Source organism: Psychrobacter sp. YP14 (assembly GCF_003209315.1).
GTDB classification, from domain to species: domain Bacteria; phylum Pseudomonadota; class Gammaproteobacteria; order Pseudomonadales; family Moraxellaceae; genus Psychrobacter; species Psychrobacter raelei.
In genome coordinates this window covers 1043779-1065601 of record NZ_CP029789.1, presented here as the reverse complement: position 1 = coordinate 1065601, position 21823 = coordinate 1043779, and the positions used below count along the sequence as shown (strand labels likewise).

Annotated in this window: 16 protein-coding genes; 11 read left to right on the top strand and 5 right to left on the bottom strand. The window is 45.0% G+C overall.

Features of this window, described 5'->3' with window-relative positions; genetic code table 11:
• Positions 1 to 216: 216 nt before the first annotated feature.
• Entirely contained in the window at positions 217 to 2679 is a 2463-nt protein-coding gene (locus tag DLE54_RS04595; RefSeq protein ID WP_110816405.1) for a site-specific recombinase, read from the top strand.
• 212 nt (positions 2680 to 2891) lie between these two features.
• Complete coding sequence (locus tag DLE54_RS04590) at positions 2892 to 3626, top strand: glucose 1-dehydrogenase (protein WP_011960179.1); 735 nt, start codon at positions 2892 to 2894, stop codon at positions 3624 to 3626.
• Between the two features lie 147 nt (positions 3627 to 3773).
• Here the strand turns inward: DLE54_RS04590 and DLE54_RS04585 are convergent, their stop codons facing one another.
• From DLE54_RS04585 to pdxA, 3 genes are all read right to left on the bottom strand, one after another.
• Positions 3774 to 4610, bottom strand: coding sequence for a symmetrical bis(5'-nucleosyl)-tetraphosphatase (locus DLE54_RS04585; protein WP_110816404.1), 837 nt, complete (start codon positions 4608 to 4610; stop codon positions 3774 to 3776).
• A gap of 119 nt (positions 4611 to 4729) precedes the next feature.
• A complete protein-coding gene (gene rsmA / locus DLE54_RS04580; protein WP_110816403.1) occupies positions 4730 to 5620 on the bottom strand; it encodes a 16S rRNA (adenine(1518)-N(6)/adenine(1519)-N(6))-dimethyltransferase RsmA in 891 nt (296 codons plus the stop codon).
• 85 nt (positions 5621 to 5705) lie between these two features.
• A complete protein-coding gene (gene pdxA / locus DLE54_RS04575; protein ID WP_110816402.1) occupies positions 5706 to 6830 on the bottom strand; it encodes a 4-hydroxythreonine-4-phosphate dehydrogenase PdxA in 1125 nt (374 codons plus the stop codon).
• Between the two features lie 462 nt (positions 6831 to 7292).
• Between pdxA and dnaB the strand changes: the two genes are divergently transcribed.
• The 3 genes from dnaB to DLE54_RS04560 all read left to right on the top strand — a co-directional run bounded on the left by dnaB (position 7293) and on the right by DLE54_RS04560 (position 10906).
• On the top strand, positions 7293 to 8732 hold the full coding sequence (dnaB, locus tag DLE54_RS04570; RefSeq protein ID WP_011960175.1) for a replicative DNA helicase: 1440 nt from the start codon (positions 7293 to 7295) through the stop codon (positions 8730 to 8732).
• Positions 8733 to 8864: 132 nt separating this feature from the next.
• Complete coding sequence (locus DLE54_RS04565; protein ID WP_110816401.1) at positions 8865 to 9917, top strand: threonine aldolase family protein; 1053 nt, start codon at positions 8865 to 8867, stop codon at positions 9915 to 9917.
• A 188-nt stretch (positions 9918 to 10105) separates the two neighbouring features.
• Entirely contained in the window at positions 10106 to 10906 is an 801-nt protein-coding gene (locus tag DLE54_RS04560; RefSeq protein ID WP_110816400.1) for an enoyl-CoA hydratase/isomerase family protein, read from the top strand.
• Positions 10907 to 11041: 135 nt separating this feature from the next.
• On the opposite strand, the gene DLE54_RS04555 is transcribed toward DLE54_RS04560, so the two are convergent.
• Positions 11042 to 12241 carry a PLP-dependent aminotransferase family protein gene (locus DLE54_RS04555; protein ID WP_110816399.1) on the bottom strand — a complete coding sequence of 400 codons (1200 nt, stop codon included), beginning with the start codon at positions 12239 to 12241 and terminating at the stop codon, positions 11042 to 11044.
• A gap of 350 nt (positions 12242 to 12591) precedes the next feature.
• The gene (gene acnB, locus DLE54_RS04550; RefSeq protein ID WP_110816398.1) at positions 12592 to 15195 is read right to left on the bottom strand and encodes a bifunctional aconitate hydratase 2/2-methylisocitrate dehydratase; all 2604 of its coding nucleotides are present in this window, start codon (positions 15193 to 15195) and stop codon (positions 12592 to 12594) included.
• 540 nt (positions 15196 to 15735) lie between these two features.
• Between acnB and DLE54_RS04545 the strand changes: the two genes are divergently transcribed.
• From DLE54_RS04545 to DLE54_RS04520, 6 genes are all read left to right on the top strand, one after another.
• Complete coding sequence (locus DLE54_RS04545; protein WP_011960170.1) at positions 15736 to 16137, top strand: carboxymuconolactone decarboxylase family protein; 402 nt, start codon at positions 15736 to 15738, stop codon at positions 16135 to 16137.
• A gap of 160 nt (positions 16138 to 16297) precedes the next feature.
• A complete protein-coding gene (gene lipA / locus DLE54_RS04540) occupies positions 16298 to 17341 on the top strand; it encodes a lipoyl synthase (RefSeq protein ID WP_011960169.1) in 1044 nt (347 codons plus the stop codon).
• Positions 17342 to 17701: 360 nt separating this feature from the next.
• A complete protein-coding gene (locus tag DLE54_RS04535; RefSeq protein ID WP_110816397.1) occupies positions 17702 to 18628 on the top strand; it encodes an alpha/beta fold hydrolase in 927 nt (308 codons plus the stop codon).
• Positions 18629 to 18753: 125 nt separating this feature from the next.
• Complete coding sequence (gene dapD, locus DLE54_RS04530; RefSeq protein ID WP_011960167.1) at positions 18754 to 19575, top strand: 2,3,4,5-tetrahydropyridine-2,6-dicarboxylate N-succinyltransferase; 822 nt, start codon at positions 18754 to 18756, stop codon at positions 19573 to 19575.
• 251 nt (positions 19576 to 19826) lie between these two features.
• A complete protein-coding gene (queE, locus tag DLE54_RS04525) occupies positions 19827 to 20564 on the top strand; it encodes a 7-carboxy-7-deazaguanine synthase QueE (protein ID WP_110816396.1) in 738 nt (245 codons plus the stop codon).
• A 63-nt stretch (positions 20565 to 20627) separates the two neighbouring features.
• Positions 20628 to 21779, top strand: a complete 1152-nt coding sequence (locus tag DLE54_RS04520) for a multidrug resistance efflux transporter family protein (RefSeq protein ID WP_011960165.1) — start codon at positions 20628 to 20630, stop codon at positions 21777 to 21779.
• Positions 21780 to 21823 lie beyond the last annotated feature (44 nt).

The following is a 21823-nucleotide window of genomic DNA, read 5'->3' as shown; positions in this document are numbered from 1 at the left end:
TCTTAAAATAAGCTATAATTAACCCTCAAATTAGCAAGAAGACAGCTCTCGTAGCTGTCTTTTTTGTCGTAGTGTGTTGCGGTTTTTTTGGTAATAAAAAGTTGCAATAATTTTGTTGATTTAGCGGGTTGCGACGGGCTATATGTCATTAAAGTTATTGTAATTTTTAGGACTTTAAGATACCTTCACACTATCTGATCGAATAAGGGTAACTAAGTGGCAGAATTAAAAGATATTTTGCATAAAATAAATGCACTAAGCGACACCCCTGAGCCTTATGTGCTCAAAAGATTAATTGATACTTTGCGAGTATCAGAGACCGAATATAAAGACAACCCAGCCTGTATTAATGAGCAGATTCGAGCGCTGAATGAGCTGCTACGTAAGCATCCAGAATACGCCAACGGCTTGGCCATATTCGTGTTGACCTTACTAAATAAATACCACCGCATGTCGCTATTTACCGATACCGGTATCTTATCAGATCAAACCTTCTCCAATAGCCTTATGCGCTTAATTGGCCACCGCTTTGTGCCCCTGCTTCCAGAAGATGATTCTATTGTTGAGCTTGTGGCTTATTTATTCGATGGCAAACACGATGAGCGTTGGCTTGCCAGCATCGACAGCCGGCTATGGGATGAGCTGGTCGACTTGGTGATGGTCGATGACGCACACTCTGACTTAGTTGCCACCGCAAAAAACAATATCTTAAATGCCATGGTCATTTTATCTTACCGCGTGAGTGGCATAGGTCTGCACCCTGACTTAATGAAGGCCTATCCGCAGATGCTCGACTATTCTGCTGCCTTTGTGGCACAAAACCAAGAGGCGGTATTGTTTGCCAATGAGTATCGAGAAGCGCATCAATTAGACAACTACAAAGATGTGACACCGCGGCAGCAAATTGACCCTGCCCCACTATTGGTGATGCTTGAGCAGTGCGATAATATCGTGAGTACGGTACGTAAGCGTATTTATAAGACGGGTATCTCAATTCGCTTGACCAATATGCTGCTGCGCCTTGAGCAAAGCCTAAAAAGAATGCGCATCTTAAGTGAGCTGCTCGCTGATAATCACAAAAATCGTGACCGCGCCATCATTGAGCTGGCACAAGCCATTATCGTCAGTGTCAAACGCCGCTACAGCATTGGTTATTTAATCAATAACAACACCAAGCTATTGTCACGCAAAATCACTGAAAATTCGGGTCGTGTCGGTGAGCACTACATCAGCACCGACAAATCCGGTTATAAAAAAATGTTTAAGATGGCGGCGGTTGGGGGCTTTATCATTGCCTTTATGGCCACCATAAAAATCCTGTCTTACGACCTAGATTTGGCGCCTATGAGCCGAGCTTTTGTGAACAGTATGATTTACGGCCTCGGCTTCGTGTTTATTCATATTATTCACGGTACGGTGGCTACCAAGCAGCCTGCCATGACCGCAGCCGCTATTGCCTCTACCATCTCTGACAGCTCGGGCAAAAAGTCGCATCAATTGGCCAAGCTATCAGAGCTGATGGTTGACATCATACGTACCCAATTTATCGCCATCATGGGTAACGTACTTATTGCCATGCCACTGGCGCTCATTATCTCCTTTGTTTGGCTACAGGTCAGTGGTGAGCCGATGATTGGTGGCGATAAGGCAGAACACTTATTGCATGATTTAGACCCTTTTCATTCCTTGGCTATTTTTCATGCTGCCATCGCTGGGGTGTTCTTATTTATGTCCGGCCTGATCGCTGGTTATTATGACAATTTGGCTTTATTTAACAATATCGGTGAGCGTATCAGCCGTCATAAGTTATTGCTTAAGTTTTTGCCAAAACACTCAGTTGAGCGCTTAGGGGTTTTTGTTGAAAACAACTTAGGCGCCATTATGGGTAACTTCTTATTTGGTGTGTTTTTAGGCAGTACTGCCACCGTCGGCTTTATCTTTGGTATGCCGCTTGATATTCGCCATATTGCCTTTGCATCAGCTAACTTCTCACACGGAATGTTCAATATTCCAGCCGATGACTTTGGGTTTGGTCTGGTGATCATTTCACTACTTGGGGTGGTTTTAATCGGTATTACCAACTTATTGGTCAGTTTCTCGCTGGCTATGATTGTGGCCTTACGCTCTAAAGGCGTTAAAGTGGTCGAGTGGAAGACGCTAAGTAAGCTGATGTATACCCATCTGTTTACACAGCCCCGTGATTTCTTTTTACCGCGTCCTGAGCCGATGAAATATGCCAAAATCGACAGCCAAGGCTATATGATTCATGAAGATACCAATAAGACTCAAAAAAACAAGCTGTTTCCCAAACACTTCGCCGTGCGTCGTCTGTCAAGTGTACGCATCATGCCTGAGGGCGTCGGTATCGATGCCAAGCGCTTAGAGGAAGCCGCTCAAAAAAATGAGTTCCAACAAAAGCTGGATCATAGCGGTGATCAGCCGCCCACAATTGACAAAAAAGTGGTGGTACTTGATGATGCTGAGTTTGAACTGGTGAGCGCAGAAAGCTTAGGCGAGGTCACAGAGGTTATGACGCCTATTGGCGAGGTCACAGAGGTTATGACGCCTATTGGCGAGACCGAAGATATAGACCCTGCTGCCCCAGAAAAACAGGACAAAACCAAAAATGCCAAAACGCCCTTACCTAAACCCAAAAACCCTCCCAAACTGCCTGAGTAATTCGCAAGTTTGGGGGCATGAGTATCACCGCTAACTGTGGTTATTTATGTCCTACAAACCCTAAACAATACCTTGTGCTGCTTGGGCTACTATAGTCTGACCTATTGGGTGTAAAACACCTTCTATGATCCGTCACATAAGACACCATGCGATACTGTGTGTCTTTAGCGATGACACCCAGCATAAATTCACTATAAAAAAGGGAGGGCAAGATGGCCCGTTTACAAGACAAAGTTATTATTATTACTGGTGCAGCACAAGGTATGGGCGAGACCCATGCTCGCCTGTGTCTGACAGAGGGCGCAAAAGTGGTTCTCACCGATATTAATGCCGAAAAAGGACAAGCATTGGCCGCTAAGCTTGGTGATAAGGCACTATTTATTAAGCATGATGTGACCGATGAAGAGGATTGGCAGCACGTTGTGAGCACCACAGAGGCGCATTTTGGCCCCGTTGATGTCTTGGTCAATAATGCCGGTATTACTATGGCAAAGTCGCTATTAGACACCTCATTAGATGAATACCGCCGTATTCTTGAGATCAACCAAGTCTCGGTATTTTTAGGTATGAAATCTGTGGTACCTTCAATGAAAAAAAGCGAGCATGGCTCTATTATTAACATCTCCTCTATTAATGGATTGGTCGGTGGTGCTATCGGCTATACCGACTCTAAATTTGCCGTGCGCGGTATGAGTAAGGCGGCCGCTTTAGAGCTGGCGCAGTATGGCATCCGAGTCAACTCCGTGCATCCTGGAGTGATTGCCACACCTATGATTATGCAAGGCGACACCAAGACAGCCGTAGAGAATTTCGCAAAAAGCATCCCTCTAAAACGGGTGGCTCAGCCTGAGGAGGTCAGCGCCATGGTACTGTTCTTAGCCTCCGATGACTCTAGTTACTCCACCGGATCAGAGTTCATCGTCGATGGTGGCTTAACTGCTCAGTAAATACTCAGCAGCGCCTTAAGTGGCCTAAGCTGTGTTTTGGTCAAAAAAATACGATATTATCAACTAAGATAACATCGTATTTTTTATGCCTGTCATTGACTAAAGATAAGCTTAGGTCTGGCATTTACCCCTTGTGTGCTGCAGTCCCTAGTCTTTAGGGCAGCGCTCAGAGGCACTAAATATCTTGCCATCTTCTAAGCGATAAGCCACCAAGCAATTGCCCCACACGCAGCCACCATCTAAAGCTCTGGCACTAGGCAAATCCACCTCGGCCTTTAACGCTGCCCAGTGACCGAACAATATCTTACGCTCACGTGGCACTTGCCACTCAAACCAAGGCCGAAAATCAGCAGGCATCTCATCGGTTAAGCTTGACTTAAAGTTAAACTCAAGCGCACCATCTTTTTTGCACAGACGCATTCTTGTGAAGTAGTTGGTAATGGCGCGAATACGAGTAAAGCCATTAAGGTGCTCTGACCACTCATCGGCCTCACCACTATAAAGCTTAGGCAACACTCGGTTTAATTGAAACAAGCTACTAGACAGCTGCGTTTCGACTTCACGGGCATAGCGTTTGGCCTGTTTGATACTCCAGTGTGGTGGGATACCGGCATGCACCATCACTGTGTGCTCGTTTGGACAAAGCAGCAGCGGCTGGCGACGCAGCCAATTTAACAACTCGTCACAATCAGGTGCATTAATAATATCTTCAGTTTTGTCCTTCTTTTTTAAAGGCGCAAAACCACGCCAAACCGCAATTAAGTTGATATCGTGATTGCCCAGTACCGTGGCAGCAGCGCCCTGCTCACACAGATTTTTGACATGGCGCAAAGTTGACAATGAGTCCTCGCCACGTGCCACCAAATCGCCGACAAACCACAGCTTGTCTTGCTTTGGGTCAAAATCTATCTTATCTAACAACTCAAGATAAGCGGCATAACACCCTTGTAGGTCTCCGATTACGTACTCGGCTCGGTACTTCATAGCATCACTCTATATTAATTGATAGTATTTACTCTTATTGCAGGTGAGTTTTTATAGCAGACACTCTGTGAACCGCTTGTTTATTAGACATAAAACACGATAAGCATCTATTATCCAGCCTACAGCTGCTCTTGCTCTGCTTGCTTAGCAATCACCAAGTTACTGAGCGCCACAAAATCATTCACATCCAAAGTTTCAGGACGCGCATTGCCATCAATGCCTATGCTCGCCAGATCCTCATCAGTCAACGTGGGCATGAGTGAGGACTGTTTAAAAATAGCACGCAAGGTTTTGCGGCGATGATTAAAGGTTTCGCGCACCACCAAAGCGAACAGTTTTTCATCGTCAGCTTGCACCGGCTTCACTTGATGTGGGCGCAGACGGAACACAGCACTGGTCACTTTTGGTGGCGGATTAAAGGCGCCTCTGGGTACCGTTAATAAATATTGGGTGTCACAGAAATACTGCATGATTACCGATAAACGGCCATATATTTTACTGCCCACTTCTGCGGTAATGCGCTCCACCACCTCTTTTTGTAGCATAAAATGCATGTCTTCAATAATATCGGCATACTCAAGCAAGGTGAACAACAAGGGCGTTGAGATATTGTAGGGCAAGTTACCGACCACACGCAGTTTTTTTGGAGTTTCACTGTCAGCATCATACAAGCTATGGTAATCAAATTGCATCGCATTGGCATTCACGATGGTGAAATTTGGATGACTGTTGGCCCCAATACGGATGCGTAAACTGCCTGCCAAGTCACGATCAAGCTCAATGACGGTCATCGCATCAACTTGCTCTAGCAGCGGCTCAGTTAAAGCGCCCATCCCTGGTCCAATCTCAACCAAGTTATCATCACGATTAAGCCCAATAGCGTCAACAATTTCACTGATAATACTGGCATCATGCAAGAAGTTTTGCCCAAAGCGTTTGCGAGGCTGGTGCTTGGCTGCCCGCTGCAGGGTATTGTGTAACGGATGTTTTGTAGTGTCTGATTGCGTCATAAGTCGATATTTATCAATTAAAAAAGGATTTAGTGTAGCATAATTTGCAGTGCTAAAGCGTGAGCTTGTGGCTAAAAAGCTCAGCTTACTTCTGCTGTGAGTGGACCATTGCCTCAGCCATGATAAGCGCTTGCCACAAGCTGCTGCTACTTGGCTGAACATCACTTGTGGCCGAATTGCCTGCCAAATCAAGTGCGGTACCATGATCCACCGAGGTGCGGATATAAGGTAGCCCTAAAGTTAAATTCACCGTATCTCCAAAGCCGTGAGACTTTAACACCGGCAACCCTTGATCATGATACATGGCAATCACCGCATCACAATCTTGTAAGTGACGGGTGGTAAATAAAGTATCTGCAGGCATGGCCAGTGAAATATTCGCCCCTTGCTGCTGAAACTCACGCAGCACCGGATTAATAATATCCATCTCCTCAGTCCCCAGATGGCCATCTTCTCCTGCATGTGGATTAAGGCCACAGACTAAAATCTTAGGATTTGGCAGGCCAAACTTTTGGCGCAAATCATTCAAAACAATGCGCACTGTCTGACGCACATTGTCTGCCGTTATGGCATCAGCCACTTGTCTTAGGGGCATATGAATGGTGACCAAGGCTACTTTCATGGCACTATTGGCCAGCATCATTACCACTTTTTGACAGCCACTTTTTTGCATAAAAAACTCAGTATGGCCGGTGAACATACCACCATCTTCTAAGGTAATACCGGCATCTATTAGCACCGATTTTTGCAGTGGCCCAGTGACAATGGCACTGGCAGCCCCTGACGCTGCCCATTGATGCGCAATTTGTAACTGCTGAACCACCATAGCGGCGTTATTGACATTAAGTTGTCCGGCCACCACAGGCTCAGCACAGGCCACGTGCAACAAATAAAACTGCGGTAAAGCGTTGCCTTTTGTCTGCCCTGATATCTGCTGCAAGTCATTTACCGACTCAATCCGCTGCCAAAGCGGCCCGCTTAGCTTAGAGACACCGCTACCATAAATAAGCTCAAAGCGCTGCTGTAAGGCGGCCTCATCAGCCAACACGATTAACGGATAGCTCAGCTCGCCTAATTTTTGCTGCATGGCCAATTGTAATAGGATGTCCATCCCTATCCCCGCTGGCTCGCCTGTGGTAACCACCAACGAGGCACTGCTAGGTTTGACATTGATAGAGGAAGTTTTGGTCAGCGGATAAGTTGTGCTCATAAGGGTGGCCTTAATGGTCATCGCATGGATGAATATAGTGATGGTTTTTATATTTGCTGTTAAATGCTGCCAGATGGTTTTAAGCCGTGGTGGTATTAAATTTAGAGTGAGTTTTTGGCTGAAACAATTGTTAATTGTGCCTCATTTTTTAAAATAGCAACCCTTTTATGATAACAAAATCTGGCCTGAACCAAGCTTCAATGTGATAAACTTCTAGCCCTAATATACAGCAGCAAATACAGCAGTGCCGTCATCAAGGCTTGTGTTAATCTAGCCTACTGCCTCAAAAGCATATATTAGCTTAGCCCTTTAAATATAGAGCAATACCCACCATATACCACTCTATCTTCTATTAAAATTATAATGTTTATTGCGTAAAACCTCACTATCCCTTAGCTTCTTGCCAGCCCAACATGGCCAAGCTTATTTATATTGTAGCCCCCTGATAAAGACCCGAAAATTATGGCCGATAGCAAAAAGAAAACCGCCCCACAACAGAACAATGATGTTGGCTTAACCGATCTACTTAGCCAGCAGCCACCCCATAATATTGATATCGAAAAAGCGTTGATTGCCTCTTTAATGAGCATTGAGGAGTCTTTTGATAAGATTTCTGACATCGTCTCAAAAGATGACTTCTACGCAGGCCGCCATCAGCATATTTTTGCCGCCATTTCGCATTTGGCATTAATTAATGAGCCTTACGACACAGTCATGGTGCATGACTGGCTAAGCTCCCAAAAACTGCTCAAGCAAGCTGGCGGCGAAAGCTATCTGGCAGATATCTTAACCCAAAGCCCCGGCACCTTATTTAACCTAACTGCCTATGCACAGCGGGTGCGTGAGCTGTCTACTTTACGCCAATTAATAACCACTGGCAATGAGATGCTAGCACTCGCCTATGACCCACGTGAGCGCGGGGTGAGTGAAATTCTTGACACAGTAGAGTCTAAAATCTTCGCCATTAACGAGCAGCACAACAAGCGGGCTGAGCAGCGAGGTCCGGTGGATATCGGCTCAGTACTGGTCAACGTCGTCGAACAAATGGATGAGCTTAAAAACAATCCAGACGGTATGATTGGTCTTAAAACCCCCTTTACTGAGCTCAACAACAAGACCCAAGGCCTACAACCTGGGGATCTTATTATCGTCGCCGCCCGTCCTTCTATGGGTAAGACTACCTTTGCGATGAACTTAGCCGAAGGTGTGCTTTTCCACGAAAACCTACCCGTGGTGGTGTTCTCAATGGAGATGCCAGCTGAATCTATTGTGATGCGTTTGCTGTCCTCTTGGGGTCAGATTAACCAAACCAGTCTGCGCTCTGCCCAAATGAATGAGGATGAATGGGCACGCATGATGAATGCCATTACCCACTTGCAAGACAAAAACCTATACATCGATGACAGTACCGCCCTTCCGCCCTCTGAGCTGCGGTCACGTTGTCGCCGTATTGCCAAAAATCATGATGGCAAAATGGGCATGGTGGTGGTTGATTATCTACAATTGATGAAAGTACCCAGCTTAAGCGGCAACCGTGTGGAAGAGATTTCTGAGATTTCTCGAAGCTTAAAAGCTTTAGCCCGTGAATTAAACTGCCCAGTGATTGCCTTATCACAGCTGAACCGAAGCTTAGAGAACCGTCCTAATAAACGCCCTATCATGTCTGACTTGCGTGAATCAGGCGCCATTGAGCAAGATGCGGATTTAATTACTTTCATCTATCGCGATGAGGTTTATAATGAGAACTCAGATTTAAAGGGTGTGGCAGAGATTATTATCGGCAAACAGCGTAACGGCCCTATTGGTACCGTTCGCCTTGCCTTTGAAGGTCAATATACTCGCTTTATTAATCTAACGCCGGATCATTATATGGCCGATGCCAGCTTCGAAAATGATGAGTAGTCGTTAGCCGCCTATATAGATCTGACTCATCGTGTTGATGGGTTTTCCTTGAGCTACTTAACGTATTGTTTAGTAGCTCCTTTTTGTTTTTAACGTTCAAAACCTTAATCTAAGAGAGTTTAAAACCAAGTTATGTTTCATTTTTTAAACGATTATAGCGAAAGCGCCCACCCTGACATCATCACTGCCATGCACGATGCCCACTTACAACAACATAAAGGCTATGGCTTCGATGAGTACTCTGAGCGGGTACGCGACCAAATAAAAGCACAGCTGTCTGATCCAGATATTGCCATTCACTTTGGTATCACAGGCACTCAGGCCAACTTGGTATGCATCGATGCCATGCTGACCCCTATTGATGGCATCATTGCCTGTGATACCGGCCATATTGCGGTCAATGAGGCCGGCGCTATTGAGGCGACAGGACACAAAGTTATTTTGGCGGAGTCTAAAGATGGCAAATTGACCATAGAGGCCTTAGATAAGGTGCGAGTTCGCCACAGTTTCACGCCGCATGTCGTGCGTGCCAAAGCCGTCTATATCTCCAACACCACAGAGCTTGGTACCGTATATAGTTATCATGAGCTTAAGGCCATCTCAGATTATTGCCGCAAGCATGATATGTATCTATTTATGGATGGGGCACGGTTGGGTGCTGCCATTGCCAGTAGCCATGCTAATCCTAATGATAAGGACATGAGTATCGCTGACTATGCCCAGCTAACCGATATATTTTGGTTCGGTGGCACTAAGATGGGGGCTATGTTCGGTGAGATTTTGATCATTCCTAATAAAAAAATCGCCACCGATTTTAATATTTACCTAAAGCGTCATGGCGGCTTAATGGCCAAAGGCTATCTTCTGGCGTTACAATTTGAGGTATTGTTAAAAGACAACAAATATCTTGAGCTGTGCCATCACGCCAACACTATGGCCAAAAAGTTAGCGGAAGGCATCCAATCTTGTGGCATTGAGCTATTTGTTCCTGCTCAAAGTAACCAAGTATTTGCACTTATGCCGCAGGCGCTGATTGCCACCTTAAAAAATGACTTCGAATTTTATGAATGGGAGCAGCTAGATAACGGCTTTAGTATCGCCCGCTTGGTCACCTCTTGGGCCACACCTGAGATGCAAGTGGATCGATTCGTACAACTGTTACAAAAGGCCACCTCGAATAACTAAATCTTGCTATGAACGCAACCAATTGTTTTTGTATGATTAAGCAGAAACCTGTATAACATATAAGTGCTGCATTAGGGCACTGAGCATAGCCTTAGTGGCTTTGTAAGTGCCCACTTATCATCAACAAATTTGGTTTGCCAAACTTGGCTGACTCGTTATTTTTTCTTAAATTCGTCAGGAGGTCGCTTATGACCCAGTCTCAAGATATCGTGCTGTATCGCGTTGATAATCACATTGCTACCCTTACCTTAAATGACCCAAAAAGCCTTAACGCATTTAGTACCCCGCTAAAAAATGCTGTCATACAAAGTCTAGAAGAGGCGAATAATGATGAGCAGGTACGTGTCATTATTTTACAAGGCTCAGGTGGCAACTTCTCTAGTGGCGGCGATATCAAAGAGATGATCTCTGAAGGCCTTGATAAAGAGACGCTCTCAAATAAATTGGCAGCCATGGTCACCGGTGCCGGTGAAGTAAGTTTGCTGCTGCGCAAAATCCATAAACCTATTATTGCTAAGCTAGAAGGTGCGGTGGCAGGCGCGGGTATGAACTTGGCCTTAACCTGTGACTTTCGTATCACAGCAGACAATGCCAAATTTGTCCAAGCCTTCGTCCATATTGGCTTGGTGCCAGATGCCGGCGGCGTGTACTTATTAAATCAGCTGGTGGGGCCAGCTAAGACCACTGAGCTTGTCATGCTGGGTGATAAGATTACTGCCAAAGACATGGCGGATTTAAATTTAGTCAATGACGTGGTCAGCGCCGATGAGCTAGATGATGCCGTGTTAAAGCTTGCCAATCGCCTATGCGCCCTGCCTAGCAAGGCATTAGAGACTATGAAGCATCTGCTTAACACCCACGCTTATATGGGTCTTAATGAAGCCTTAGATATGGAAGTGCATCAGCAAGCTAGACTGGCCAAAACGGATGACTTCATCGAAGGCATCACGGCTTTTATCGAAAAGCGTAAGCCGGTTTATAATCAGTAGTGTGATTCTTGACCGAGCTGTTAAGCGATAGCTAAAGCAGTAAAAATAGCCGTTAAAAAAGTCACCGATTAAATCGGTGACTTTTTACTGTCTGCACCTGCAAAATTACGACTGACTCAATGAATTATTGCGATATTATTGAGCCGCACGATAAGCATCCAGTGCTGCTTTTAAGCGCTTAATTCCTTCAATAATCTGCTCATCATCTAAGCTTGTGAAGTTTAGACGCATATAGTCTTTATATTCTCCTGACAATGAGAAGGCTTCACCTGGCACGTAAGCGACATTATTATCAATGGCATATTTGAGCAGATCCATCACGGCCACGCCCGGTACACGTACCCAGATAAACATACCGCCATTGGCTGGTGCCATCTCAACCTCATCGCCTAGATAAGTATGAATGGCCTCTACCATGCAGCTTTTCTTAGCAGAATAGGTCTGGCGAATGACATCAATATGGGCATCTAAGTCATTGGTGGTGACATACTGATACAGCAGCTCCTGCACAAAGGAGTTGGTGTGCAAGTCAGCTGCTTGCTTGGCGATGACCATTTTAGCCAACACAGGCTTAGGTGCAATTACCCATCCCAATCTAAATCCGGGGACAAATACTTTAGAGAACGAGCCCATATACACCACATGCTCAGGGGCCAGTGCATAAATCGGACGAGTAGTCATACCTTGAGTATTTGGATCATCAAACAATAAGGCGCCATAAGGGTCATCTTCTAGCATCAGCTTGCCGCTATCTTTTAAGATATCGGCCACTTGCTGACGCTTATCAGCAGAATAAGTTAATCCCGTTGGGTTTTGGAAGTTTGGAATACCATAAAAAAACTTACTGTCTGACTGCATCATGGTAGTGCGAAACTGATCGGTATCTATTCCATCCTCTAACAGTTCAACTTCTTTAAACTCAGGCTGGTACATACGAAAAGCTTGGATTGCCCCAAGATAAGTCGGCGCCTCCATTACCACGCCATCTTGTGGGTTGATATAGATTTTGCCAAATAAATCTAGTGCTTGCTGTGAGCCGGACACAATCATCACTTGATCTGCATCGACTTGTACATGATGAGCATCTGAGAAACGCTTAGCAATCCACTGACGCAGGCCTAAGTGACCTTCAGTGGTGGTATACTGAAAGATACCATTGTCTTGGCGGTCAAACATGGCATTGCTGGCATCTTTGATGGTCTGATGTGGGAACAAGGTAGGATCTGGTAAACCACCGGCGAAGGAGATAATCTCTGGTTTAACCGTTAACTTTAATATTTCGCGGATAAATGAGGGTTTTAATCCGTTAATCACCTCTGAAAACTCGTACTGCATATCGCTCTCTTTTTATAACAAGTTGGGTTGACTGGCGTAGATGGGCTTATAATTGCTAGCGTGCTTTTTGGGGCCATTATTTGACGTAAATTATTATCATAAGCCAGTATATAGAACCCGCCATTCATACGTCTAGCAGCAATTGTAACCGCTACAGATAAAGCCAACTCCCCTTATTAAGTTCTGCTGTCTAAAGCGGATGCTTAGATGAGCGGCAGTTCACACTATTGAGGCACTGCAAACAAAAAACTGCTATCTAGACGAGCAAAAAAAGGCCCCGCATCCTAAGGATACGGGGCCTTTTTGTTTAACGACGTTTTGCTTAATAACGAAGCGTTTTTCAGGTCATATTATGACAATTGCGCCACGTTAATTTTATCCGCCTCTTCGGTGTACTCTTCCATACGATCGAAGTTCATGTAACGATATACTTCGTCACCCATGCTGTTTAGCATGCCAGCGTACTGCTGATACTCTTCGTTCGTTGGCAACTTACCAAGTACCGCAGCAACTGCCGCAAGCTCAGCTGAAGCTAGGTATACGTTAGCGCCTTGGCCCAAACGGTTCGGGAAGTTACGGGTAGAGGTAGATACCGCTGTAGAGTTTGGTGCAATACGTGCTTGGTTACCCATACATAGCGAACAACCTGGCATCTCAGTACGTGCGCCGGCTTGTGCGTAAGTATTGTAGTAGCCCTCTTCCATTAACTGGCGTGCATCCATCTTAGTGGGTGGTGCAATCCATAGACGAGTTTTCAGGCTACCTGCTGGTACTTCTTGTAGCAGTTTACCTGCGGCACGGAAGTGACCGATGTTGGTCATACAAGAACCGATGAATACTTCATCAATCTTGTCGCCAGCGACGTCAGATAAAGTCTTGGCATCATCTGGATCGTTCGGGCAGCACAGTACAGGCTCTTTGATTTGGCTCATATCGATGGTCATATCGATGGCGTATTCAGCATCAGCGTCAGCACGCATCAAGCTTGGGTTCTTCAACCACTCTTGCATCGCTTCGATACGACGGCTTAGCGTCCGAGCATCGCCGTAGCCTTCAGAGATCATCCACTTAAGAAGCGTGATGTTTGAGTTTAGGTACTCAGTAACTGACTCTTCAGATAAAGTGATGGTACAACCCGCTGCACTACGCTCAGCTGAGGCGTCTGATAGTTCGAACGCTTGCTCTACCGTTAAGTCTTCTAGACCTTCAATCTCTAAGATACGGCCGTTAAACTCGTTGATTTTACCTTTCTTATCAACGGTTAAATAACCTTCTTTGATCGCTTGTAATGGGATCGCGTGTACTAGGTCACGTAGGGTGATACCAGGCTGACGCTCACCAACGAAGCGAACACGGACAGACTCAGGCATATCTAGTGGCATAACACCCGTCGCTGCTGCGAAAGCTACCAAGCCAGAACCTGCTGGGAATGAGATACCCATTGGGAAACGAGTATGCGAGTCACCACCGGTACCAACAGTATCTGGAAGAAGCATACGGTTTAACCATGAGTGGATGATACCGTCACCTGGACGTAAGCTAACACCGCCGCGGTTCATGATGAAATCTGGCAGTGTGTGCTGAGTTTCAACGTCAACTGGCTTAGGATAAGCGGCTGTGTGACAGAAAGACTGCATCACTAGATCTGCTTGGAAACCTAAGCAAGCTAAGTCTTTTAACTCATCACGAGTCATAGGACCAGTGGTATCTTGCGAACCAACCGTGGTCATCTTAGGCTCACAGTACATACCTGGACGTACACCTTCCATACCACATGCTTTACCAACCATCTTCTGAGCTAAAGTAAAGCCTTTATCAGATGACGCAGGCTGCTCAGGTTTTGCAAATACGTCTGAATGCTCAAGACCCATGTATTCACGAGCGCGGTTGGTTAAGGCGCGGCCCACGATTAATGGAATACGACCACCGGCACGAACTTCATCTAGTAAGGTATTTGAGTTTAGTTTGAAGGTTGATAGTACTTCATCTGAGTCATGCTTAGTGATTTTACCCTCATAAGGATAAACATCAAATACATCGCCCATATTGATGTTATCAACAGCTACATTTTCAATCGGTAGTGCACCTGAGTCTTCCATCGTGTTATAGAAGATAGGCGCAATTTTGCCGCCCAATACCAGACCGCCAGCACGTTTGTTTGGCACGTTAGGAATATCATCGCCCATTAACCAAAGTACTGAGTTGGTAGCAGATTTACGGCTAGAACCGGTACCCACAACGTCACCCACATACGCTAGAGGGAAGCCTTTTTCTTTTAGCGCTTCAATCTGCTTCATTGGACCACGTACGCCCTCTTCATCAGCAGTGATGCCGTCACGAGAGTTTTTGTGCATAGCCAATGAGTGAAGTGGAATATCCGGACGGCTCCACGCATCCTGTGCTGGAGACAAGTCATCTGTGTTAGTTTCGCCCGTTACTTTGAACGCCGTATAAGTCGATTTTTGTGGTACTTCAGGACGGTTTAAGAACCATTCAGCGTCAGCCCATGACTGAACCACTTCTTTGGCTTTAGCGTTACCCGCTTCTGCTTTTTCGGTCACATCATTGAAAGCATCGAATACCAATAGGGTTTTCTTTAGAGCTTCTGCTGCGTTCTCAGCCACTTCAGCATCATCTAGCGCTTCAACTAAAGGCAATACGTTATAACCGCCTTGCATAGTGCCTAGGATATCTACTGCTTTTTGCTTAGTGATTAATGGTGAGGTTGCTTCGCCTTTTACGATCGCTGCTAAAAAGGCCGCTTTTACATAAGCTGCTTGGTCAACACCGGCAGGTACACGGTTAACCAAAAGGTCCATCAAAAACTCTTCTTCACCGGCTGGTGGGTTTTTTAATAGCTCAACTAAATCGGCAGTCTGATGCTCAGATAGTGGTAGGGGTACTGTACCAAGTTGGGCACGTTCTTCGACATGTTTACGATAGGCGTCTAACACAATAAGCGTCCTCTTTCATTATTTTATGCAGGCTAGGTTGCTTCCACTTGGGATGGGTCACTATTGTCGATTTGCTTAGCTATAAATTTGCATAACTATAAATAGCCAATAGTGAAATTTTTGTGGTGGCTTCCGGCACCTTGCAGGTGGGTTTAACTTTCGCCACTAATATAGCCTAAAATGGTCAAAAAGTTAATCACCAAACGTCACAGGCTAGGTTTTTTAAGGCCATATCCAATATTTATTTTAAAAATACCTACTATAGTTCAAGGCGCACAGCCCATATTATAATTTCAGCGCTCAGCAGGTCACTATTGAGCACGCATAGCCCCTATTAATTTTAGGTAAGCACAGTAAAATAAGAGACCATTGTCATTCATATCATGCCGCAAACCTTGCTCACAAACCTTGAGCCTGCTCACAAAAAAGAACGGCTTATTTTTAACAAATCTAGGCCGTCCGCAGCGAAGCCCACTGTTTTTTATATTTTTTATCTTTTGTTTTTTATATTTTTTAACCGTAGATTTAGGAGTATCAGTGATGTCAAAAAGCGATCTTTATAAAAACGGCCTAGAAGTTCGTACCCAAGTGATGGGTAAAGCGCATGTCAAACGCTCTTTAGAGACTGCCACCCCGTTCACTCAGCCACTTCAAGACTGGATTATCGAACACGCTTGGGGCAGCACTTGGCAAGATGATGACATACTGCCGCGTAAGTATCGCTCCTTAATTACCCTGGCTTTTTTAATTGCCCAAAAAAGTCCGCAAGAGCTTAAAGGTCACGTTCGAGGTGCTATTAATAATGGCGCAACCGTTGCCGAAATCCGTGAAGTACTCATGCACAGCTTACCTTACTGCGGCGCGCCGACCACCCAAGAGGCGTTCCGAGCCGCCATTGATGCCCTAACCGAGCTTGGCATTGACTTACAAGATCCACTTTAATTAAAAATTAAGGCTGACTAACTTAAGGTTATTTTGCTGTTGTTATCGGGTTGAATTCTCCGCGTTTAACCTAATATCTGCTATAATAAGCGCAATAATTTTTATAATTTGACCCACCAACAAACCCTAATACTATCAAGGGTTAGGACAAAAGCTGATTATGACAACTACAGTAGAAACCTTCGTGCCGGAAGCACCACCTAAACCAAAAAAAGCCATTAAAGGCGAAAAGCTACGTGGCTATGACAAGGTGGCTCGAATCCCAATTAAAGTCATTCCAACGGTTGAAGCGCCTAAAAAACCAGATTGGATTCGCGTTAAGATGTCTTCACCTGCTGAGGTCGATCGCATCAAAAAAACCTTGCGAAAACAGAAGCTGTACACCGTTTGTGAGGAAGCCGCTTGCCCTAACCTGCCGCAATGCTTTGGGGATGGTACCGCCACCTTTATGATTATGGGTGATATTTGTACCCGACGCTGCCCATTTTGTGATGTGGCGCACGGTCGTCCTAATGAGCTTGATAAAGATGAGCCTCGTCATACTGCTGAAACCATTCAAGGCTTGGGACTTAAATATGCGGTGATTACTTCTGTCGACCGTGACGATTTAAAAGATGGCGGCGCTCAGCATTTTGTGGATGTCATCAATGAGTCAAAAGCGTTAAGCCCAAACTGCTTAATTGAAATCTTAGTGCCAGATTTCCGTGGTCGTATGGATGTGGCATTAGACTTGTTAACCGAAACCGCGCCTGATGTGTTTAACCACAATATCGAAACAGTGCCTCGCTTGTACAAAGCGTTCCGCCCGGGCTCAGATTATCAGCACTCACTAGACTTACTTAAACAGTATAAAGCGCGTCGTCCTGATATCGCTACCAAATGCGGCTTTATGGTTGGCCTAGGCGAAACTGAAGAAGAAGTATACGCTCTACTTGATGATCTAAAAGCACACGATGTGGATATGATTACCATTGGCCAGTACTTGCAGCCGAGTAAAAACCATGCCCCTGTCGATCGTTATGTCCATCCTGATGAGTTCCAGCGCTATATGGATTATGGCAAAAAAATCGGCTTTTTTAGCATTTGGGCCGGCCCTATGGTTCGCTCAAGCTATTTTGCTGATCGTCAGTATTATGGTGAAGACTGCCCTGCCCCAATTCGCAGCAAAAAAGCTTTAGAAGCTGAGGGTAAGCTTGGCTGTTAAGCGCTATTTTAATTCGTAAAATACCATCAAATAAAAAGGAGGCCTAACTCATGGGCCTCCTTTTTATTATAAATCACTGTAAAACTACCCATTTTAGGGGGTAAATATAAGGTGACACAAAAGATAAGCAATAAGCAGACGACAGCATAACGCAATCACGCCATTTAAGTTATAATATCCACATAACCGACTACCTAGACAGTATCTTTTATACGGTTTATCAAAAAATTCGTCAAATATAGGTAGAAAGTCTCTCACATTCATAGCATTAAGCTAGAGTTGACTCCAGAACTATCATAACCATCTAAATAAATACCTTTTTAACAGATCAAAATTAATGCCTACTCATAAGGACCTTTCATGGCTAAGACCATTTTGTCTTCAGATCAAGCGCATACTCTACATCACACTTTATATGCACCTAAAAATAATGCCAAGGCCACTTTATTAATAGTCCATGGTATGACCGAGCACAGCGGTCGTTATGAGAAATTTGCTCAATATTTGGCCGATCAAGACATTGCCGTTTTAACCTACGATCAGTTGGGTCATGGCCGCAGCATCAATAATGCCGAAGAGCTGGGATATTTTACCAAGTCATATCCGGTACAAACCCTGCTAAAAGATGCGGTCATTATGGCTGACCAGCTAAAGTCTCATTATCCTGATGTGCCCCATTTTATTATGGGTCATTCTATGGGCTCTTTTGTGGTGCGCAATGTGCTACAAGTGCACAGTAGTGAATTTGCTGGTGCCATAATCATGGGCAGCAGTGACTATAACCCCTTGATTAAGGTGGCATTACCCATCGCCAAAGTGCTCAATCAGTTGCAGCCTAAACGCCCCAACCCCGTTTTAGCAACAGCAATGATTAAGCTGTTTAATGCCCAACTAAAAGACAAATCTTCAAGCTCGCCCTTTGCTTGGCTGGCACGTAATCCTGAAGGGGTTGCTGAATATGAAAATGATCCACTTTGTGGTTTTTATTTTACCAATAATGGGTTTTGGACTTTATTCAACTTAATGGATACCGGCCTTGACAAAAACTGGGCTGAAACCATAGACCATGATTTCCCTATGTTTTTTGTAAGTGGTGAAAATGATCCTGTGGGCAATATGGGAAAAGGTATTCGCAAACTGACCAAACGCTTAAAAAAGCAAGGCTTCACTAAGATAAGTCGTCAAATATATCCGCTCATGCGCCATGAGCCGCTGCATGAAACAGACAAGCAAGACGTCTATGCAGAGCTTGCAAGCTGGTTAAACACACAGATAAGTCAGTCTTAAACTTTGACCGCTACTGTTAAGTGGTCTGATTTGCTAATAAGCAAAAAATTAGCGACAATAGCTTGAGCGTTATTTTCCGGTTTAATCGGACGCTTTGCACTTAAACCCTTTTATTTGGAACCCCTATGTCATTAGAACAAATTATTGAACAAGCCTTTGAAAAACGTGCCGAATATAGCCCCGCGACTATGCCACAAGAGGTAAAAGATGCGGTAAATAGCGTACTAGACCAACTTGATAACGGTAGCCTACGTGTCGCTGAAAAAAAAGACGGTGAATGGATCGTTAATCAGTGGGCCAAAAAAGCGGTACTTTTATCTTTTCGCTTGAACGATAACTACCCTATGCAAACCGGTGAGCATGTACAGTTTTATGATAAAGTTCCCACTAAGTTTGCTAACTGGACTGAGCAGCAATTCGTTGAAGCCGGCGTCCGTGTTGTACCACCAGCGGTAGCACGTCGTGGCTCATTTATCGCCAAAGGCGTGGTATTAATGCCAAGCTATACCAATATTGGTGCTTACGTGGATGAGGGCGCGATGATTGATACTTGGGCCACAGTGGGCTCATGCGCTCAAATCGGTAAAAACGTACACTTATCAGGCGGTGTCGGCATTGGTGGCGTATTAGAACCCCTACAAGCCAACCCTACTATCATTGAAGACAATTGCTTTATTGGTGCTCGCTCTGAGATTGTTGAAGGCGTTATTGTTGAAGAGGGCTCTGTTATCTCAATGGGTGTTTATATCGGCCAATCCACTAAGATTTATGACCGTGAAACTGGCGAAATTACTTATGGCCGCGTACCGGCCGGCTCTGTGGTAGTCTCAGGTAGCCTGCCCTCAAAAGACGGTTCACACAGCTTGTATTGTGCCGTTATCGTCAAAAAAGTCGATGCACAAACCCGTTCAAAAACCAGCATTAATGAGCTACTGCGTCTGGCTTGATGGCTTAGGTACCTGATACCTGATACCTGATACCTAAACGCTACTTGCTGAGCGGTACTGACTGACTTCAGCCAGATAATGACAGTTACAACTGTTGGGTTTACCCCTACTTTACGAAAAGAATTAGCCTCACGGATTTAGATAAGGTGCTTAGATAACTCTAAGCACCTTTATTCATTTTTATCGATTCATCGCTTTATGGCGTGATTTGGCTGTTGTTAAATCATGCCACTTTCATCAAGGCACACATTATGACTCAAAATACACCGCTGCGTAGCCAAGCCATTCCTGTTACTGATCCAGAAGCCGGCTTACGCATGACTGAGATTTTCTACTCCCTGCAGGGTGAAGCGCTTACCGCAGGTCTACCCACAGTATTTGTACGCCTAACGGGCTGCCCATTGCGCTGCGTGTATTGTGACACCACCTACTCTTTCACAGGCGGTGAGCGTCTGTCTTTAGAGGCGATTATGGCCGATATCGCTCAGTACCCTTGTAAGCGCATCTGTCTAACCGGTGGCGAGCCGCTAGCACAGCCCAATGCCATACCACTGATGCAAAGACTGCTTGATGAGGGTTATGAGATTTCTTTAGAAACTGCTGGCGCTTTATCAGTGGCAGACGTGCCTGCTGCCGTCAGTAAGGTGATGGATATTAAGACGCCCAGTAGCGGTGAGTCGGATAAGAATCTATGGTCGAACTTAGAGTACTTAACCCAGCACGATCAGCTAAAATTTGTGATTATGAATCGCAGCGATTACGACTGGTCCAAACAGAAATTGGCCGAGCACAATTTGGATAAAGTGGTGGGCACTGTCTGGTTCTCCCCTATGTTTAATGTCCATGATGATGCTCAAGGCGATGTGGCAGCAGTAGATGTGCCCAATTTAGCGCGAGAACTTGCTGAATGGATATTGGCAGATGCCCTACCAGTAAGACTTCAGTTACAGCTACACAAAATCATTTGGGCCGATGCCAAAGGCAAATAAATAAATAAATAAATAAATAAATAAATAAACAACCCACTACAGCCGAGCTACAAGGAGTTACTTATGGTCAGGCTGATTGTTATTACCTTAATCGCCAGTGCATTTTTTAGCTCAACTTATATTCTAAATGAGCTAATGAGCAATGTTGGCGGACATTGGTTTTGGTCCGCCAGTTTACGCTATTTATTTACCTTGCTTATTTTGACGCTTGTCATCGCAGCTCAACATGGTATGAGGCGTATTGGCGAGCTTTGGCGACTGTTTACCGATCACTGGATATTTTGGATACTCACCGGCAGTATTGGCTTTGGTGTTTTTTATGCTGGGCTATGTTATGCCGCAGATCATGTCAGTGGCTGGGTGGTTGCCGCTACCTTTATGTTCACTGTTGTGGCAAGTTTATTGGTACTTATGGCTTTTGGCCACCGCTTTCACAAAAAGCTTATTGCTTATGCTGCACTGCTTTTACTGGGTGTCATTCTAGTGAATCTCAGTGAAGCCCTGTCCGCTCCGGCAGGTATGATTATTGATATTCCGTTATCTCATGTTGTGCTTTATGGCGCCCTGCCTTGCCTTATCGCCTCTTTTAGTTACCCCATAGGCAGTCAATTGGTCTGGCAGGCCTCTTACAATGCTCGGGTTATTAACTCACAACGGGCCAATCAAGCCCAAAAAATTAGCCAGCTACAATTTTGGTCAGTGGACAGTGACTTTCAGCCTCTGACCACACTTGCGCCCAGAATTATCTCGCTAAATATGGCCGATTATTTTTATGAAAACAACTGTGTGATTGAGTCGCAGCCGCTACCGCAGTCAAAGCTGTCTCGAGCCATTAGTCTTATTCCAAGCATAGATACTAAGTTACTGCGCAACTCTTTTAACAAGGTTTGGCTAATGACGCTAGGCAGCGCTCCTTTTTGGTTTGTTTTAGCTGCCGTGGTACAGCCAAAGTTACCAGACATGCTTCAGATAACAAATACACTCGTGGTGGCTTTATTATCAGGAGTGATTGCGACTAGCCTGTTCTTGTTCGCGCGTGAGCGGGCTCAAACTTCCAGTGAAGTTGCGGGGGTGGATGCCACTCAGGCCAGCGAGGTGATCTTTGCCTTGATAGGCGGCATGGTATTTTTAAACAATCCCATGCCTTCTTTTATCGGGCTTACAGGTATAGCCGTTATTATGATAGGGTTGATTTTATTTGCAAAAAATGGATAAGCGCTGTGGCTTAAAGGCTTGTAGAATAGCTGCATCGCCGTTAT

Excerpts from the sequence above, each read along its gene's own strand:
- DLE54_RS04590 (WP_011960179.1), top strand. The coding sequence starts at position 2,892 with ATGGCCCGTTTACAAGACAAAGTTATTATTATTACTGGTGCAGCACAA.
- DLE54_RS04585 (WP_110816404.1), bottom strand. The coding sequence starts at position 4,610 with ATGAAGTACCGAGCCGAGTACGTAATCGGAGACCTACAAGGGTGTTAT.
- rsmA (WP_110816403.1), bottom strand. The coding sequence starts at position 5,620 with ATGACGCAATCAGACACTACAAAACATCCGTTACACAATACCCTGCAG.
- pdxA (WP_110816402.1), bottom strand. The coding sequence starts at position 6,830 with ATGAGCACAACTTATCCGCTGACCAAAACTTCCTCTATCAATGTCAAA.
- dnaB (WP_011960175.1), top strand. The coding sequence starts at position 7,293 with ATGGCCGATAGCAAAAAGAAAACCGCCCCACAACAGAACAATGATGTT.
- DLE54_RS04565 (WP_110816401.1), top strand. The coding sequence starts at position 8,865 with ATGTTTCATTTTTTAAACGATTATAGCGAAAGCGCCCACCCTGACATC.
- DLE54_RS04560 (WP_110816400.1), top strand. The coding sequence starts at position 10,106 with ATGACCCAGTCTCAAGATATCGTGCTGTATCGCGTTGATAATCACATT.
- DLE54_RS04555 (WP_110816399.1), bottom strand. The coding sequence starts at position 12,241 with ATGCAGTACGAGTTTTCAGAGGTGATTAACGGATTAAAACCCTCATTT.
- DLE54_RS04545 (WP_011960170.1), top strand. The coding sequence starts at position 15,736 with ATGTCAAAAAGCGATCTTTATAAAAACGGCCTAGAAGTTCGTACCCAA.
- lipA (WP_011960169.1), top strand. The coding sequence starts at position 16,298 with ATGACAACTACAGTAGAAACCTTCGTGCCGGAAGCACCACCTAAACCA.
- DLE54_RS04535 (WP_110816397.1), top strand. The coding sequence starts at position 17,702 with ATGGCTAAGACCATTTTGTCTTCAGATCAAGCGCATACTCTACATCAC.
- dapD (WP_011960167.1), top strand. The coding sequence starts at position 18,754 with ATGTCATTAGAACAAATTATTGAACAAGCCTTTGAAAAACGTGCCGAA.
- queE (WP_110816396.1), top strand. The coding sequence starts at position 19,827 with ATGACTCAAAATACACCGCTGCGTAGCCAAGCCATTCCTGTTACTGAT.
- DLE54_RS04520 (WP_011960165.1), top strand. The coding sequence starts at position 20,628 with ATGGTCAGGCTGATTGTTATTACCTTAATCGCCAGTGCATTTTTTAGC.